This is a genomic window from Allobaileyella intestinalis, from assembly GCF_009695865.1.
GTDB lineage: Bacteria > Bacillota > Clostridia > Peptostreptococcales > Anaerovoracaceae > Allobaileyella > Allobaileyella intestinalis.
Genome location: NZ_VUNB01000002.1, coordinates 326,522 through 344,011, shown reverse-complemented (window position 1 = coordinate 344,011; position 17,490 = coordinate 326,522). Strand labels below are relative to the sequence as shown.

The 17,490-nt window shown below is 46.2% G+C and carries 12 protein-coding genes and 1 tRNA gene; 1 reads left to right on the top strand and 12 read right to left on the bottom strand.

Annotation, left to right across the window (positions count from 1 at the left end):
- Positions 1-43: 43 nt before the first annotated feature.
- The 4 genes from FYJ66_RS03445 to FYJ66_RS03430 form a co-directional block, all read right to left on the bottom strand.
- On the bottom strand, positions 44-1,696 hold the full coding sequence (locus FYJ66_RS03445) for a glutamine--tRNA ligase/YqeY domain fusion protein (RefSeq protein ID WP_154572104.1): 1,653 nt from the start codon (positions 1,694-1,696) through the stop codon (positions 44-46).
- Between the two features lie 161 nt (positions 1,697-1,857).
- A complete protein-coding gene (locus tag FYJ66_RS03440; RefSeq protein ID WP_154572103.1) occupies positions 1,858-4,335 on the bottom strand; it encodes an ABC transporter ATP-binding protein/permease in 2,478 nt (825 codons plus the stop codon).
- A gap of 3 nt (positions 4,336-4,338) precedes the next feature.
- The gene (locus tag FYJ66_RS03435; RefSeq protein WP_154572102.1) at positions 4,339-6,732 is read right to left on the bottom strand and encodes an ABC transporter ATP-binding protein/permease; all 2,394 of its coding nucleotides are present in this window, start codon (positions 6,730-6,732) and stop codon (positions 4,339-4,341) included.
- Between the two features lie 368 nt (positions 6,733-7,100).
- Positions 7,101-8,567 carry a hypothetical protein gene (locus tag FYJ66_RS03430; protein ID WP_154572101.1) on the bottom strand — a complete coding sequence of 489 codons (1,467 nt, stop codon included), beginning with the start codon at positions 8,565-8,567 and terminating at the stop codon, positions 7,101-7,103.
- A 97-nt stretch (positions 8,568-8,664) separates the two neighbouring features.
- Here FYJ66_RS03430 and FYJ66_RS03425 point away from each other — a divergent pair.
- Positions 8,665-8,738: transfer RNA gene (locus tag FYJ66_RS03425), tRNA-Gly, on the top strand.
- Positions 8,739-9,269: 531 nt separating this feature from the next.
- Here the strand turns inward: FYJ66_RS03425 and FYJ66_RS03420 are convergent.
- The 8 genes from FYJ66_RS03420 to dcm all read right to left on the bottom strand — a co-directional run bounded on the left by FYJ66_RS03420 (position 9,270) and on the right by dcm (position 17,489).
- Positions 9,270-12,458, bottom strand: a complete 3,189-nt coding sequence (locus FYJ66_RS03420) for an EAL domain-containing protein (protein WP_154572100.1) — start codon at positions 12,456-12,458, stop codon at positions 9,270-9,272.
- On the bottom strand, positions 12,442-12,693 hold the full coding sequence (locus tag FYJ66_RS03415) for a PAS domain-containing protein (protein WP_154572099.1): 252 nt from the start codon (positions 12,691-12,693) through the stop codon (positions 12,442-12,444). Before FYJ66_RS03415 ends, FYJ66_RS03420 begins: the two co-directional genes overlap by 17 nt.
- 1 nt (position 12,694) lies before the next feature.
- Entirely contained in the window at positions 12,695-13,765 is a 1,071-nt protein-coding gene (locus FYJ66_RS03410) for a GGDEF domain-containing protein (RefSeq protein WP_154572098.1), read from the bottom strand.
- A 625-nt stretch (positions 13,766-14,390) separates the two neighbouring features.
- On the bottom strand, positions 14,391-14,732 hold the full coding sequence (locus FYJ66_RS03405) for an HIRAN domain-containing protein (RefSeq protein WP_338071114.1): 342 nt from the start codon (positions 14,730-14,732) through the stop codon (positions 14,391-14,393).
- A complete protein-coding gene (locus tag FYJ66_RS09290; protein WP_235897339.1) occupies positions 14,725-14,883 on the bottom strand; it encodes a hypothetical protein in 159 nt (52 codons plus the stop codon). The genes FYJ66_RS03405 and FYJ66_RS09290 overlap by 8 nt, the downstream gene beginning before the upstream one ends.
- 2 nt (positions 14,884-14,885) lie before the next feature.
- On the bottom strand, positions 14,886-15,998 hold the full coding sequence (locus FYJ66_RS03400; RefSeq protein WP_154572096.1) for a PDDEXK nuclease domain-containing protein: 1,113 nt from the start codon (positions 15,996-15,998) through the stop codon (positions 14,886-14,888).
- Positions 15,999-16,003: 5 nt separating this feature from the next.
- On the bottom strand, positions 16,004-16,162 hold the full coding sequence (locus tag FYJ66_RS03395; protein WP_154572095.1) for a hypothetical protein: 159 nt from the start codon (positions 16,160-16,162) through the stop codon (positions 16,004-16,006).
- 22 nt (positions 16,163-16,184) lie between these two features.
- Positions 16,185-17,489, bottom strand: a complete 1,305-nt coding sequence (gene dcm / locus FYJ66_RS03390; protein WP_154572094.1) for a DNA (cytosine-5-)-methyltransferase — start codon at positions 17,487-17,489, stop codon at positions 16,185-16,187.
- Between the last annotated feature and the right edge of the window lies 1 nt (position 17,490).

Genomic DNA, 17,490 nt, shown 5'->3' with positions numbered 1-17,490 from the left:
CAGCAAGATCCTTAGGAGAACTGCTGAGCATAATAAAATTATTCTATTTCTTCCATGAGCTCTTCAGGCTGACAATGCTGTTGAACACCTTCTCTGTATCGGTGGTCAGCTTAGTATCTGCAATGTAATAGCCTTTTCTGAAGAACTGGAATCTCTCTCCCGGTTCAGCTTTTGCCAATGAAGGCTCTGCATAGCCCCAGGTTTCTTTCAGAGAGTCCTGGTTGAATTCCATTGAACCGTCTTCCAGGGTGTTCATCATGTGACCGTATTCTCTGATCCTGATTCTGACTGCTGAATCGGCTTCAACGAAATGAATGGTACCCTTTACTTTACGGCCGGCATTTACTCCGCCGCCACCTGTGGCAGGGTCATAGGTGCAGTGAAGCTCCTTGATTGTGCCATCTTCGTTTTTCACTACTTCATTGCAAGTAACGAAATATGCACCCTTGAATCGCACCTCGTTACCTGGGAAGAGACGGAAATATTTTTTTACAGGAACTTCCATGAAATCATCTCCGTCAATCCACAGCTCTCTGCCGAAAGGCACCTGTCTGTCTCCCATCTCAGGCACGTTTCTGTTGTTCTCAACGGTAACCATCTCTTTCTGCCCCTCTGGGTAGTTGGTGATGATAACCTTGATCGGGTTCATTACCACGTTTCTTGCAGGCACTTTGTTCTGCAGATCGTCTCTCACTGCTGCCTCCAGCTGAGCTGCGTCTACAGTGGAGTTAGCCTTGGCCACGCCGATTTCCTCGCAGAACTTCCTTACTGCTTCCGGGGTGTAACCTCTCCTCCTGATTCCTGCAATGGTAGGCATTCTCGGATCGTCCCATCCATCTACTCTGCCCTCATCTACCATCTTCTTCAGATATCTCTTGCTCATCAAGGTATCTGTAATATTGAGGCGGGCAAATTCAATCTGGCGTGGAGGGTTTGGCCAGAAGCCTACTTCCTTGAGAACCCAGTCATACAGAGGTCTGTGATCCTCGAACTCCAGGGTGCACAGGGAGTGGGTGATTCCTTCGATAGCATCCTCAATGGGATGAGCGAAATCGTACATCGGATAGATGCACCACTTGTCTCCCGTATTGTGGTGAGTTGTATGTGAAACTCTGTAGATTACAGGGTCTCTCATGTTTATGTTAGGGCTGGCCATGTCAATCTTAGCTCTCAGCACAGCTTCTCCATCACCGAACTCTCCGTCTCTCATCTTGTGGAAGAGTTCCATGTTTTCCTCGATTGTCCTGTCTCTGTACGGGCTGTTCTTGCCTGGCTCTGTCAGCGTTCCTCTGTACTCTCTGATCTGGTCGGCAGTAAGATTGCAGACGAAAGCCTTGCCCTTTTTAATAAGTTCTTCTGCTGCCTCATACATGGTATCGAAGTATTCTGAAGCCCAGAGTCTCTTGTTCCACTGGAATCCCAGCCACTTTACATCTTCTTCTATGGCATCTACATATTCCACGTCTTCCTTTACAGGGTTGGTGTCATCGTATCTCAGGTTGCAGGTGCCTCCATATTTCAAAGCCGTACCGAAGTTCAGGCATATGGATTTAGCATGACCTATATGAAGATATCCGTTAGGTTCAGGGGGAAACCTGGTAGCGATCTTTGTTACCTTACCCTGGGCCAGTTCTTCATCAATGATGTCATGGATAAAATTGTTCATCATTTCAGAATTGGTGTTATTTTCACTCATATGTTTTCCTCCGGTTTTCTTGTATATTAACGGAAAAATTATATCACTTTGATTGTACGCTTACAAATAAACCAGGCGGTTTTCCCGCGAAACAGGGAAGGGGCCGCCCGGTTTTCAGATCAGCTATCAAGTGTCATATGTCATATATCAGATTTCAGTTATCAGATATCGGTTCTGCTCAGTATCTGGGCCGGTCTCTTGCTCAGAGTTCTCCATACAGGAATAAGTCCAACCACGATATTGAAGGCCATCATCAAAACAAAGGACAAAACAGCCACCGACGGAGTGACCATAAACTGGCTGGCCAGGAAGCTGGTGATCTTTATTACATTGGTCATGATGTAGTAGATCAATATGAGCCCCGGTATGGCCGTGATGGTTGTAATCACTATTATCTCGCCCAGGAACATGGAGTAAATGTCTTTCTTCTTGAGACCGATGGCTCTCAGTGTTCCCACTTCCTTTATTCTGGAAAGGAAGGATGACCTGAGCATCAGGTACATCTCGATGAGAGCGATGGCAAGGACTACTCCTGCAAGAATAAGAGCATTTCTGGTCATGCTCTTCTGAGAATCTTTAAACTCGGCTTTATCTCTGTCGTAGTTAACCTGACCATCCAGGCCTGCGGCCTTCAGCTCCGATACCAGTTTCTGTGGATTATCAGAGTAAACGGACATCACTTTCTGCTTGCTTACGTAGTTGTTGTATATGGTGCTGCTGTTTACGTAAGTGTTGTCCTCCGGTGTATCGTTAGTGTAATATCCCACTACCTTCAGAGGAGTGTTGTTCATCTTCTTGCTGATGGTCTTGTTCAGCGGGAACTCCTCTGCATGGGAGTAATTTACCAGCGCCTCGTAATCGTTCTCAGGAGCCCTGCCTTTTTTTATCTTAAGGCCCGACGGTCTGAGGGCGTAATCTATTACAGATGAAGCCGCTGCTCCTGTCTGAGCTTCTTCCTGATCTCCTCCCTGGCTCACGTCAAAGGCTGAAGAATCTCCCATGAGCTGGTTCTGTCCCTTAGGGGAATTGGCGATGTAGTACATCACCTGATCCTGGGGAACGTAAATTGAAGGAGAACCTGTGTCTGTTATTCCGGTGATCACCCGGTCCCCTACGTTTGGAATAGTCACCGTCCTGTTGAGGAACTGGTCATAGGAGGTGATGCCTGCAGTTTTCCCAGCCTTTGCCTTCAGATATCTGCGGATCATCATTTTGTCCACGGCCATCTCGCCGCTGCCTGCCGGCAGCCTTCCGTATTTAACGTCTTTATCCGTTATCATATCGGATCTGACTATTGAACCGCTCAGGGCTGCAGATGCCATTGATGTCTGAATGTAGTCATTTAGAGGCACCTTTATGGTAACTGTGGAATCTCCCGGCACCACATAAGTGCTGTTCTTCATCTGGCTTACCCGGTTGATGAGATCCGTGTTTTTTGAAGGATTCGACACTGTAACGTAATGTCTGTCCGAAAGCATGAAGTCGTTGTCATCTATCTGGAGAACTCCCAGCACGTTGCTGGTTGCCACAAAGGTGAACATGGCTGCAAAAACGAAGCCCAGAAGCAGCAGCTTCTTCAGCCGCCTGAAGCCTTTCACGGTCTTGAAGCCCTTGGCCACCATGTTGAATGGAGTGTACACGGACCTGTATTTTGCCTTGAAATTCTCCGGCATGTACTTGTCGTACTGGAATCTTTCATCCTGGTATACACTTTCATCCATGGCAGAGTAGTGATCATCAATGAGCTGGATATTGCTGGTCTCGTCGATGACATTGTATTTTCCGCCGGTGTCAATGAAGAGGTTTCCCCCTCTCAGCACCATCTTTATGTTGCCTTTCTCCCAGGGCCTGTCGCTGTACACAGAAACAGTCATATCATCTTTGCGGAACCGTCCTGCCACAGGCATATCCTTCAGATAAATCCTGTTCTCCAGCTGGTAATCAAGATACTTAGATGAATCGTTAATCTTGTCAGAAAGAACCTTTCCGTCCTTCATTTCCAGGATTCTGTCAGAATAGAACTGGGCTATCTCCCTTTCGTGGGTAACCAGCAGCACCAGCCTGTCCCTGGATATGGTCTTGATGATATTCATGACCTGAATAGTATTTACGCTGTCCAGGTTTCCTGTGGGCTCATCGGCAATGATAATTCTCGGGTTCTTCACGATGGCCCTTGCGATGGCCACCCTCTGCCTCTGACCTCCTGAAAGGGCACCTGCATCTTTATTCCTGAACTGGTATATTCCCACAGCCTCCAGGCAGTAGTTCACCCTCTCTTTAATTATTTTCTTATCTTTGATTCCCACCATGCGGAGAGCCACAGCCACGTTTTCGAAGACGGTCTGATCATCCAGCAGGTTGAAATTCTGGAAAATATATCCGATTCTTGCATTTCTTATGTCGTCGATTTTTCCGGTGCTGTGGCGGGTTATGAGCTGGTCGTCAATGTAGATTGAGCCAGAATCCACCTTGTCCAGTCCGCCTATTGCATTGAGGAGGGTGGTCTTTCCGCATCCGGAAGGTCCCAGCATGGTTACGATGCCGGAATCAGGCAGTTCCACAGAAGTGTTGTCGATTACATGAATCTCGTTCTGTTTCCGCCTGTTGTAATACTTATTTACTCCGGTAAGTTTTATCATCACCTATTCCTCCTCTCTGTATGCACTCATGGCACTTTTTCTGAACAGCTTAGCAGAGTACCTGGCGGCAATCAGAATAGACATTACCAGCAGTCCTGCAAAGAGCAGCAGATAATCCTTAACTGTAAGGAAAGCAATGAGTCCGCTTATTGTTGAGGAATGAATCACACCGTGTTTGACCAGCATGAGTCCCAGCATGTCCACCGCTGATGCAATGATCATCATCAGCACCAGCTCTATCCGTAGAATCATGGCTGTGTCTCCCCTGGTTGCTCCCAAAATCCTCAAAGTAGAATAATAGGAATTCCTGGACTTCATTATGAGCCGGACTACAGCATACAGTATGAAGAACATGACAACCATCTCAATGATGAATCCGCCCATGGTCATCAGCTTTATGACGAAGCTGAATCCGCCGGTATAGTCGCTGCGGGCATCTTTCAGCGGAATGACTTTGTAGCCGTCCTTTCTAAGAAGGTGGGCCACATTTCCAGCATCCAGCTCGTTCTTTACTATGACAGACACCTGATAGTTTCCGTTGCTGAAAAGGTTGTTGTAGTCTGCGCTGTTCACAAAAACGCTCTGGCTGTATGACGGATAGTCATCCTTCTTGTATCCCAGAACTGACTCAATAGTTTTTTCAGTGTATATTTTCCCTACGGTGAGGGATACGTCTTTCTGGAAAAACATATTTTTCGCTGTGAGGTTCAGCGGCTTTCCAATTACAGATGACTCTGCCGGAATGTCAGAACCCGGTTCTTTTGCAAAGTATGAAAGCTGATCCTGGCTTATATATGCTTTCCCTGCCGGAACCCTGTCCGAAATAATGACAGGAATGCCCTGGCCTGCAGAAGTCTTGACCTTCATTCCGTTGTAATCCAATGTAATATCAGAGGCCATTGCAATCTTGTTCATGTTCAGCTGGCTGGCCAGGTTGTCACTTACATAGATTCTGGAATTGCCTGTCTCCATGTTTATCTGGCTGTTTTTCGACTTGCTGCTGTCTACAAACAGAATACCTGTAACCCTGAGTTTCTGGGGTACAGGTCTTGCAGGATCATCGGAATTGAAGCGGTAGCAGTAAAATTCGCTTCCAAGAATCTTGGATGGATCTGCCTTCAGCTCCTTGGATGACTGTGCGTAGGCAGTGTCGAACTGACATACCACATCGTTATCTCCTTCAGGCATGGTTCCTGCAAAAAGCTTTTTCTCTGTAAGGCCTGACTCACTGAGGTTATACACTGCACCTCTGATATCGGCCTGGTCTGTCTCCAGGCCGATGCTGTTGTCAAGGCCGATGTCGTTCTGTATTACCTTCTTTACTCCGGTTGTGGACTTCAGCTTGTTAATGTCCTCCTGGGTTATTGGTGTTCTGTCTTCCCTGGCCACCACGATTCTGTCAGGGGCTGTATAGCTGAAGTATGGATTGTATCCCAGAAGGTCTGTTTCGTGGAGGCTGCTTCTGGTTGATGAATATCCTCCCAGAACTGCAGCAGCTGCAAACATGTACACCAGAAGGAGGAGGATGAATTTTGCAGGGAGGTTGAAGGTGTTTCTCACTCCCAGCATCATCCTGGTGCCGCGGGTCATGTTTCCGGAAGGCTGTTTGCCTCCTTTAATCTCGAAGTTTTCGGAATGTTTTCCGGCTCTTCCCTGTTCCCCTGCCGGCTGTTCATTTTCAGGTTCTCTTATGCGGGTGTCTTCAATTATGCGGCCGTCATGCATGGTGATCTTCCGGGAAACGTAAGGCTCCACCTGGTCGTAATTATGGGTGACAATGACAACCAGTTTTTCCCGTGAAATCTTGTGGAGAGCTTCCATGACGATGGCTGCCGACTTGCTGTCCAGGTTTCCTGTTGGCTCATCGGCCACAATTATGGGAGCGTCTTTGGCCAGGGCTCTGGCGATGGCCACTCTCTGCTTCTGTCCTCCGGAAAGCCTGGAAGCCCTTGTTCTAGTGTATTTGGTCATGCCAACCAGCTCCAGCAGTTCCGGTATCTTTTTCTTGCAGGTTTCTTTGTCAATTCCGCAAAGAAGCATGGAAAGCTCCACGTTCTGATAGACCGTGTAGCTGTTTACCAGGTTGAAATCCTGAAAAATATTGCCGATATACTGTTTCCTGTATCTCTCGTAATCTACTGGCCGGAAGCCGCTGGTGTCCTCACCGCCAACGAACATCTCGCCTTCTTCGTAGGTGTCCAGACCAGAAATAACGTTGAGGAGGGTGGATTTACCACTTCCGCTCTCTCCTGTTATGGCAACAAACTCCCCCATATCCAGGGTGAGATCAAGCTTTGAAAATCCTGTGCTGACGGTGTCCCTGTTTGAATAAAACTTGGACACCCGCCTGAGCTCGATCATGTGCTGATGCCGTTCTTTTGAATCGCTGTTAAGCATAGTATCCTCCGTGGAAAAAAGTGATGGGATTCAGCGCCAGGCTGCGAGGCGCTGCTTCTTGCGGGCTCTGGCAGCGCCCCTGGGCTTTGCCATTACCCGGCAGGGCCACATGGGGTCCAGCAGCGTCCCGGAACTTCTCCCTTATCAGGAAAGGCCACACAAAAAAAGCATTCCCCCGATCTTCGTGTATCAAGTATATATGATGATCATGAGGAATGCTTTTACGAATTCTTAAGTATTATTAAGTATTATTTAAATATATTGTTAATGTACACCAGGGCCGGCAAAACCATATGTCAGGGCCGTGCCCAGAATCCGGGATATGCCATGGGACCTGCTGCAAACTCCCTCCTTAAAAGATTCTCCGGCTACCAGGCAGTTGCCAGATCCAGCTGCTGAGGGTTAGAGGATGCGAATCCGCCGGTGTCCACAACGATGGCCAGGCCAAGGCTTGATTTTACTATTGATCCCTTCGGGTGAACGCCGTAATTGGCAGCAACCATCACATAGTTTCCGAACATTTTTACGCCGTCACTTCTTACCCAGTATGTTCCGCTGAATCCGGCGCTGTGCATAATATTCACAACTCCGGACATGTTCAGATTATAGTAGGTCTCCCTTCCGTTAGGGCCTGTTACTGATCCCCTTCCGCTGCTTAGATGAGGACCATTGAAGTAATATGCGCTCTGTACTATTCTGTAGGTTTCGGAATTCTCGATATCGGTGCTTCTCTCTTCGGGGATTCTCTCCATGGCAGCGGCTCTTCTTCTGAGATTTTCCACCCTGGCGTTGTTGATCTCTGCATCTGCCTTGACTACAAGCTGGTTATAGCCGTTCTCCAGAACCGGTCCCTTGGCCGCTGTAACAGCAGAGGCTGTTTTCTTTGCATCGGCTTCCAGCCACTTCTGGTGCTCCCTTGTCTGCTGAATCTGCCAGATACCTCCTGCCAAAGCCGCAACAACTGCAACTTCGATGATGATCATCAAAACCAGGTTCTTTTTGTGGAGATGAATGATTTTTTCTTTAAGACTTGCTTTGTGGGCCTGCTCTGCTTCCGGCTCTGAAGATTCCGGCGGAACTGACGGGCCTTCCGGCTCTGAAGATTCCGATGGAACTGACGGGCCTTCCGGCTCTGAAGATTCCGATGGAACTGACGGGCCTTCCGGCTCTGAAGATTCCGACGGAACTGACGGGCCTTCCGGCTCTGAAGATTCCGACGGAACTGACGGGCCTTCCGGCTCTGATAGAGGACCGCCTTCTGACGGCTCCACGTGTTCTGATGGCTCAGCAACACCCGGTGACTCTCCCCCTTCTTCCCTGCCCAGGAGTCCCAAAGCTTTTGCAAAAGAAATTGCCTCTTCCCTCTCTTCATCGGAGAAGGACAGGTCCTGGTCTTTATCGTCTTCATCCAGTTTCGAAATATCAAACTCACTGCCGATCTCCGCCTCAGCCTCAACAGCCAGCTGAAGTTTTTTTTCATCCTGACTGAGCCGGGCCGCCGAAATCGCTGCCAATCCCGTTTTTGAGAAAATATACTCAAGCTGGTATTCCTTTCTCAAATCCTCAAGAGCCGCAGCAATCTTCCTCATGGCCGCCGGATCGTTGAGCACCTGGATTACTCGCTCCCGGGCAGCCGGATCCTCAGGAAGAAGTTCCTCAGGAATATTATCCGCCACAGAATGAGATGAAGAATTTACCTCATCAATCTTTGGGCTCTCACCAGGTATTTCCTCATCCGAAACATGGAGAAGGGGCTCCTCGGAAAAATCCAAAGACTCAGCTTCCACCTCATCAGATTCTACAACACCTTGATTTATATTTTTCTTATTCCACATATATCGAATAACTGTCCTTCCATGTTGCTACCAGCATTATACTATTGCAGCTTTCTCTTTATTAGTTTATAATCATTTCGTTATAAGAATCAACCCTGCGGGTGTAGTTTAATGGCAAAATTCGAGCTTCCCAAGCTTGCGTCGAGGGTTCGATTCCCTTCACCCGCTCCACGTAAAGTCCCCGAAAGGGGATTTTTTACGTGGAGTAGGTCATGGGGAAAGAACCCGAGACGCAAGCTTCCTCTGACATGGAGAGGGTTCGGATGCGGGTGTACGATGGAAGCGGACACCCGGAAAACGGCAGTCAAGGACGCCGCAGGCGCCGCGCAGCGGGCGAAGATCCTTGACAGCCGGATATTCCCTTCACCCGCTCCACGTAAAGTCCCCGAAAGGGGATTTTTTACGTGGAGTAGGTCACGTGGAAAGAACCCGAGACGCAAGCTTCCTCTGACATGGAGAGGGTTCGGATCCGGGTGTACGATGGAAGCGGACACCCGGAAAACGGCAGTCAAGGACGCCGCAGGCGCCGCGCAGCGGGCGAAGATCCTTGACGGCCGGATATTCCCTTCACCCGCTTCACACAGTAAAAAAGATGGCTTTTCGGCCATCTTTTTTTTACCGCAAATTAATGAAACAGAGCAGCCTTACAGCGGGATCCCAAATTCATCTCAATTTATACTGCAATTTTTCTAAGTATTGCTTCTAAAGGTTTTCGTGATCTTTGGTGTTCAGTATCAGCTGGGAAAGTCCGCTTATATATGACTTTCTGTCATTGCTGGATTCATCTGCATATGAAGCTCTGATTTCAACGCTGCAGTTTCCGCTCCACTGACCGGCTTTTCTAAGGGACTCGATGGCAGGGCGGATTTTTCTGGCCACATTTCGCACATCTTCTTTGCATTCAAAGTTCATCAGAATGTAGAACAGACTTTCCTGAACCCTTCCGATAACGCAGCCTTTGCCGGCGGCTTTTTTCAGAGCCATACCCACTTCCCGGAGCAGGCAGTCTCCTGAGTCGTCTCCGTAAAGATTTACTATCTCCCTGTATTCAGGAACGTAGACTTCCATTAATGCCACATTGCTTCCCGTCCGCCAACGCTTGTTCAAGTATGTGTAGATGCTGTCTGATAAACCACGGGCGTTGGCAAGGCATGTAACCTCATCAACGGCGGTCAATTTATGTTCCCTCTGGAAGAATTGGGAGGTTAATTCTGCATCTACTACTGTTCCCAGTATTCCAATGATCTTTCCATCACGGTAAATCGGTACCTTGCTAGCAATGATATCCCGGTTTATGCCGTTTACAATGCATCTGCCTTTTCTCAGGTAGATTTTTTTGCCTGTGCTGATTACCTCTTCTTCGTCATTTTTGAAAGGAACAGGATCGATGTGCCATCCCATGTCCTCGTCGGTTTTTCCGATTATCTCCTTATCAGAACTCAGGCCGAAATACTTGAGGAAACTTCTGCTGGCTCCAAGGAATCTCCTTTGATCATCTTTCCAGAAATACATGCGCCTTGCATTCAGGATCAGGTTTTTCCAGAGCACCTCATCTGTTATTCCAACAGTAAGATAATCCGATTCTCCATCAGACAGGGCAGATGCCACTTTTTTGATACCTTCTTCATCCACCCCCACTTCAAGGGTAACGTGAACAGCCCTATTGAAATCCGATCTCTGTACCGGAACGATAAGATGGAGGAACCAGCGGTATTCTCCTGAAGCTGTAATGCTCCGGAACATTCCTGTGAGAGTCCGGTCTTTGTTATTAATTAAGCGGGCCCTGAGGGTAGAAATATCCATAAACTCTGCAAAACGCTTCTGATCCGGAAGGTAGCAGTAATTCATTGTCCATGAATTTACAACAGAGTTAACATCCCTCAATTTAAATCCCACGCCCATAGGCTGATCTGACAAAGAGGATTTTATTCCCTCAACTGTGTTGTTTTCCAGGTCATAGATGGCGATGTCATTGCACATGTAATACAGATTGCTCATGGATTCCATTCTGATCTGCTGATAATCATCAACCTTTAACGTCACGTACTGTATCTGGACTGTATACAGGTAGTGGTTATCCTGAACGGCCACCACAGAACCGGTTAGCTGCATATAGTGGTCACCAGAAGGATATGCAGTAATCTGAGGGCCTTTCAGTTTTCTCAGCTGCTGGTCGGCAAAATGCCTGTGGAAGATGTGAATAGGGTCTCCCAGAGTGTTGATTTTTCTCTCCCAGTCCTTCAGACTAGCAACATTGTCTTCCCTCAGAATATCTATATATATCTGGTTGGCAAAAATAAGATTCAGCTTTTCTCCGTCATCATCCACTACGCAGAGAGGTTTGTCTGTAAGATAGTCGATGCGGCTCATCTTGGAAAAATAGTTTCTCCATTTGGCTGGTTCCTTGGCCAAACCCCTGTGTTTTAATTGCTCCAGGGATTCATCTAAAGGTCTAGGGCGGCCGAAATAGTAGCCCTGGATTTTTTCACAGCCGATTTTCCTCAGGAAAAGGTATTGTTCTTCTGTTTCAACGCCTTCTGCCAGTGTGGAAATTCCAAGGGCCTTGGCCATTCTTACTATAGATGTAATTATCTTCCTGGACTTCTCATCAAACTCCCTGAGGAAGGACATGTCGATTTTAATCTCATCAAAAGAGTAATTTTTCAAGACTCCAAGGGAAGAGTAGCCTGAGCCGAAATCGTCCATCCATACTCTGTATCCCAGATGATGGAATCTCTCGATCAGCATGTCAACCTTGTCAATGTTTTTTACAAAAGCGCTTTCTGTTATTTCGATATTTGTAAATTCTCTAGGTACTCCGTATTTACGGGAAATCTTGTCAATGGTGTCTGGCAGGTCGTCGTGGAGGAAGTCTTTACGAGACAGATTAACGGATACAGGAACCATCTCCCTTCCGGTCCTTGTGCCGCTGCTATAACCTTTGCATGCCTCCTCGAACACGTAGAGATCCATTTTGTATATCTGGCCCGTCTCTTCAAGTATTGGAATAAACCGGGAGGGAGATATTACACCGCGCTCAGGATCTATCCATCTCACCAGTACCTCGCCGTTGCAGACTGTTTTAGTCATAGTGCGGACGATTGGCTGATAATAAACCTGAATCCATCGATTTTTCAGGGCTTTATCAAAATTCCTCATAATATAATATTTAAATGAGGCATTCTCCATTATCTCGTCATCAAACCATTCAAAGACAGAGGTGTTTGTCTTTGAAATGGATTCACAGGCCAGTCTGGCTCTGTCGCAGGCATCGGTGAGCCTGGTGCCGTCCTTTTGGAATTTAAAGAGCCCGACCTTGATTGCCAGGTTGTTTCCCCCATTAAGATCCTTCATCTGCGAGAAAAGGTCCATCAAGCGGGACTCAATCTGGTCATCTCCGGTATATGCAACAAAATGGTCGCTTTCAAAGCGGGAGGATTTATCTTCCTGGAAATATTCTTTAATCAGTTTTCCAAGGCTGCAGATCTGCTGGTCTCCTGCTTTTAAGCCATACCTTCTGTTGTATACCTTCAGGTCGCAGAGATCGAAGTACATAACTACTGGAGTCTGGCCTTTTTCCCACATCTTCTCAATGCCCGGGCCGGCATAATCAAGGAAGTGGGTCATGTTGTGCAGTCCGGTAAGCTCGTCGTAATGCTTTGTGAATTCAGTGCTTTCCGATGGGGAATACTTATCAGATAGTGTAGTCAGCACTGCCTTTACCATTTCATCATTACCGGCATCGGCAGTTTCATCTGTATATGTGATAAACGCAATGCTGGCACCATTTACGGAAATATGTTTGCCTGTTCCGTGAATAATATGGTAATCGGACTGGTCTTCCCTCTTGTTTCTGAATACCACATCGTAGCCATCATTCCTGAGTGGCAAAATCGTAGGAATACTCCTCCATCCTGACTATGTCATCAGGATGAATATTTCTGTAAAGGTCTGTGTTCAGGCAGTACACCGCTTCCTGGCAGCTGTTGTAACCGAACAATTTGATGTAGGCCTTCGAAACCAGAAGGGGCTTTATCTGATGGTCTACGTACTGGTATACAGCCAGAGGGATTGGAATGTTCTCAAGAAAGGATTGTGTGTCAGATGAAAATTTATAAGTTCCCATTTTATCTGCTCCTCCTGTCATTTTCCGCATTCTGATAATGCTGACGTTTAACTTCCGACATCTCACGTGCTGCGGATTTCGTCAATGCACTCATATGAATTTCATCTTTTTCCATAGAAGACATGCCTATTGACACGGTGAAACCGGCTCTGGTTGTTTCTTCATAAACCAGGCCTGTTAATTCCCTGATACGGCTTTCATCTGCATCTGGAATGATAGCCACAAATTCATCTCCACCTATGCGGTAAGTGTTCTCACTGCCAAATGTTTTCTGGAAAATATCTGCAGTGGTTTTCAGAATTCTGTCGCCAGCATCGTAACCCTGATTAATATCCACCTCGTGGAGGCCGTTAACGTCCAGAAAAACGCAGCAGAGTTTTTCCGTGCATCTCTCGGGGTAACCGGCTAAATCCTGCTCGTACCGGTTTCTGCTGTTCAGACCTGTCATGAGATCCGTCTCACTGATATGCTTCCATTTTCCTTCATAATATAAACGCTGGATCTTGATCCTGGTAAGATATGTACTGGTTACAATGCTTACTGTTCCGAAAATCAGCGAGTGAACTATGTCTACCGCCAGAACGTCCTTGCAGTCATAAATAACTGCACTGGCTATGAATATAGCTGTGCACACAGCAATGTACAAGCTGATTCTCACCGGCCGGTCTGTAAAGAACATGGGGATGGTCATTATAAAAGCAATGTATTTTACGGCCATGGTGTCGGGATTCATTATGGTACTCAAAACGATGCTGTAACCCATGAGCACGCTGATGAACACATACATCTGGAGATTCGTATCAAGATCTGTTCTCTTCCCGCCCTTTTTCGCCAGCACAAATGAAACAAGAAGGGCGAAGAACAGAGACACGTAAATCCAGAATTTGCGCACCGGACCTCCATAAATGAAGAACACAGACATAGCCCCTGGTACAGAAAGGACGCAGAGAATCCTGGACAAAAATATCAGGTTCTTCTGATTCTCCTTGTAAATTCTTCCCTTCAATCTTCCATAATCTGCTTCTGAGATTCCTATTCCGAAAAAATCACTGACTATATGTAAAAGTTTCAAGTCAACCCCCTGGCGCCGCGTATTTTCATTTAAACTATCATTTATATTATACTCTTAAGATTGCAGAAAACACAAAATTAAAGTCCTTTTGCTGTTTCTGGGCACGCCAAAAGCGACAGACTGTAATTCAGTCAGCCGCCTTTAGTAAAATGTAAAGTGTGGACATCATGAGATAATAGGGTTTTTCCTTTTCGAAAAATGACATTGCATTATAGCGTCCCACAACTGCAGGATAGAGACTTTGCTCTGTCTCCTCACGCCACTGATCATCAGAAAATGTCGCCCTTGTCAGGGGGCCCATGTGCTACCAGTCGACGAAGCCATGCACTTTCGCCCTGCTGAAGAACGTTTGAATCTGTTTCTTATATTCCTTAACTATTGGGCTGTCTATAGCGGTGTACCGCCTCTCCCTTTCAAAATGCAAATCTAGTCCTATATCAGTTCCAGATCCCTTTCACTGTTTGATGCCATGGGTATATCTCTGATTCAGTCATCCCACCCCTGGAATGAATTCTATTATCCAAGCATCTCTATATACGCCTGTATCCTCGTATCCATCTGTGATCCATCGCCTGGTGCGCAGTCCGTGATGAAAGGGAGCGGAAAGCACTGTGCCTTTTGAATATTATAAATCATCGAAATTCCGATAGAATTTGTATCCATAATCCACCAGATATATGCCGATCCCGATCCTATGGAATGTTCCCCTCAGTTCGTGGGTATTGATTCTTGCTGTGAGCAGTTTCCCTGCGTCCATGAGTCGGGAAAAGACCAGATTGTCTTTCTCTGGTACGTAGCCCAGCTTGCGGCCGTCAGCGGTCTTTATCACTATAGCTTTTTCGTCGAATTCGTTCTCTTCTCTCACGAGAGAGAGCTTGTCATCCAGATGGATCTGGTCGAGTACCGTTTTGTCTTCAAGGTGAGTCGTTCCAGCAACGTATGTATCGAAAAGATGGACCTCATTCACCAGATTCCACCAGCAGATCAACAAAAATCTGGTAATAGCTGACGAGATACTGCTCCCACTGCTTGCGAAGGCTGTCTCTCTGAAGCAGGAGTTCTTCATATGTGGAAAGGCCGTTGCTGTCTTCAGATATAATGATGTCGCTGCGCCCCATAGCTACACCTTCAAATCGTTTCGACGCATAATCTCTTCAACTTTATTCAAATAGTAGAAATCTTCCTGTATTTCAATTTCAGCTCGCAGTTCTTCTTCCGCAGGAAGATATTGCTTGTATTTTGATGCAAATATCTGTTCATTTCCATGGAATACTGAATATCTGACAATTTCCTCATGAGTATCTGCACAAAGCACAATACCAAGTGTCGGACCATCGTCCGGCTGCTTTTTAAGTTCGTCGTACATTCTGATGCACACATCCATTTGTCCGATATCCTGATATGTGATCTTTTCTGTTTTCAAATCAATTAGGACAAAACATTTCAGGATGTAGTTGTAGAATACGAGATCAATGCTGCAGTCTTCTTTTTCTGTATGTATACGCTGCTGCCTGGCAACAAGGGCGTAACCTTTTCCAAAATTAATAAAATATTTCTGGAGAGCATCAATGATAGACTCCTCCAGATCCAATTCATAATGTGACGCATCTTCCTGAAAACCGAGGAATTCTGCAATGACCGGATCCCCAGTAAACTCCAATTTATTCTGGTATTGCGACGTAAGTTCCTTCGTTTCGTTTTCTACGCACGCATTGCCCTGTGTCTTTAACATTCGGTAGTAGTATTGCGAAGAAATAATTTTCTGCAATGTGGTAACGCTCCAGGCCTGCACATAGGCCTCTCTTGCATACCATCCTCGGGCAACTGCATCTTCGACCTGTGTCAATATCCTGTAGTGTGTCCATGAAAGGATCCCGGACCGCGAATGAAATCCGTCCACTTTTTCTCCATTCCGCAATTGTTCACCTGCTTCATTCGCAATCGATGGAAACATACGATAAACGCGCAAGCATTGATAAAGGAAGCTCTTCGAATACCTCTTGCCATATTCATCAGTCAGTTCAGAAGCCAATTTCTGAATGATTCTGGCTCTACACTTTTCCCGATCCTGTCCGGAAAGTATCTCCTCGTTTATTCTTTTTCCGATATCCCAGTTGCGGAGAACAAGAGCCGTGTCCACAGCACGATATGCAGATTGCTGAGCGTCATCAATAATATGGCAGACATCCCTAAAATAATTATCTGATTTTACATATTGAAGGATCTCACTCATACCAATCAGCCCTGGATCAGTTCCATGTCCCTTTCTCTGTCAAATTTTCTGATGATAATCTTGATCTTATCAAGCGGATATGGTGCCTCTTCCGCCGGGTGATACTCCACCGATTCGATCCTGACGACGGCCTCATGGTCGTCTTTTCCCGCAGGCACGACCACCAGGTCGCCAACATCGTGATCTTCATATTTCCGTCGATATTATTGTATCTACAATTTTTCCCATTCTTGTTATCATTGGTACCACCAATGCATTTCCCATACAGAAATATCGCATTCGCTTTGGCATTTCCACCACTTCTCCGTCTACAAGACAGTTCTTTGTCCAGTCATCATCAAATCCTTGAAGACGTTCTGCCTCGGTTTCTGTAAGTAACCTAAGTCTACCATTTGCTGGATCTGCAACAACATGAGTACTTCTGTTCTTTGTGCTTTCACTTGTGAGCATTGTTCTACCAGGTCTGTCCAATGGATCAGGGAATGCAATCGGGCCTTCAGAGAATATATAGCTGTGTCCACTTGCAGAAGTTCTCGGAATCTTTTTTGCTCCCTTCATATACGTCCATGACGCCATATCTTCTTGCCGTATATAATAACTGTCATCCACACCACTCTGAACAATTTTATTTAACAGGATAGGCTCTATTTGAATTGGGATTACCTTCATTGTTGTTATCTGTCCGCCTATCATATATCCCGCATCCAAAAATCCAAACTTAAAATCGCTTGTCATTTTGATAAGATCATTATCGCTGTCGACAGTTCCTACAGAAAGCATCGTATCAATGTCTACATCAGAAACGTTCGTATAACCAAATGCTCCAATCTCTATATCTTTATAACCACTAATAGGGAATGCTTTAGCCATGAGCCCTGATTCAGTTATAACCTCACTCGGCTCCAAGCCATCCATTTTCTTTGCATATTCCGTGCTTTCATTATATGCAAAGATAAACGTTCTTCTTCTCCTCTGTGATGCACCATACTCAGCAGCATTTATTACACGCCATTCAACTCTATATCCAAGCTGAGCAAATGAAGCTAGAATAATACCGAAATCTCTGCCTCGCTGAGATGCGGGAGACTTAAGCAATCTATCCACATTCTCAAGCAAAACAAATGGTGGTCTCTTTGCAATTAATACATCTCTAATCTGCCACCAAAGAACCCCTTTCTTTCCCTCAATACCTTTTGATGATGATAGGGAATGCGCCACACTATAATCCTGACACGGGAATCCTCCTGTCAGCAAAGTATGGTCTGGTATTTTTCTTTTATCGACTTCGGAAATATCAATTCCTGTTGTGTGTTTACCATCAAGATCTGTTTCATCGCCGAAATGATACACGTAACAATCATGTGCCCATTGTTTCTTCTTGCCGGGTTCCCACTGAGAAAACCAGCTTGTTTTCCATCCGCTGTTCAATCGTTCAAGTCCAAGCCTGAACCCTCCGACTCCAGCAAATAGTTCTACCATTGTCTTTTCCATT

Coding starts and splice junctions, on each gene's coding strand:
- FYJ66_RS03445 (WP_154572104.1), bottom strand. CDS start 1,696: ATGAGTGAAAATAACACCAATTCTGAAATGATGAACAATTTTATCCAT.
- FYJ66_RS03440 (WP_154572103.1), bottom strand. CDS start 4,335: ATGATAAAACTTACCGGAGTAAATAAGTATTACAACAGGCGGAAACAG.
- FYJ66_RS03435 (WP_154572102.1), bottom strand. CDS start 6,732: ATGCTTAACAGCGATTCAAAAGAACGGCATCAGCACATGATCGAGCTC.
- FYJ66_RS03430 (WP_154572101.1), bottom strand. CDS start 8,567: ATGTGGAATAAGAAAAATATAAATCAAGGTGTTGTAGAATCTGATGAG.
- FYJ66_RS03415 (WP_154572099.1), bottom strand. CDS start 12,693: ATGGGAACTTATAAATTTTCATCTGACACACAATCCTTTCTTGAGAAC.
- FYJ66_RS09290 (WP_235897339.1), bottom strand. CDS start 14,883: ATGGGGCGCAGCGACATCATTATATCTGAAGACAGCAACGGCCTTTCC.
- FYJ66_RS03400 (WP_154572096.1), bottom strand. CDS start 15,998: ATGAGTGAGATCCTTCAATATGTAAAATCAGATAATTATTTTAGGGAT.
- dcm (WP_154572094.1), bottom strand. CDS start 17,489: ATGGAAAAGACAATGGTAGAACTATTTGCTGGAGTCGGAGGGTTCAGG.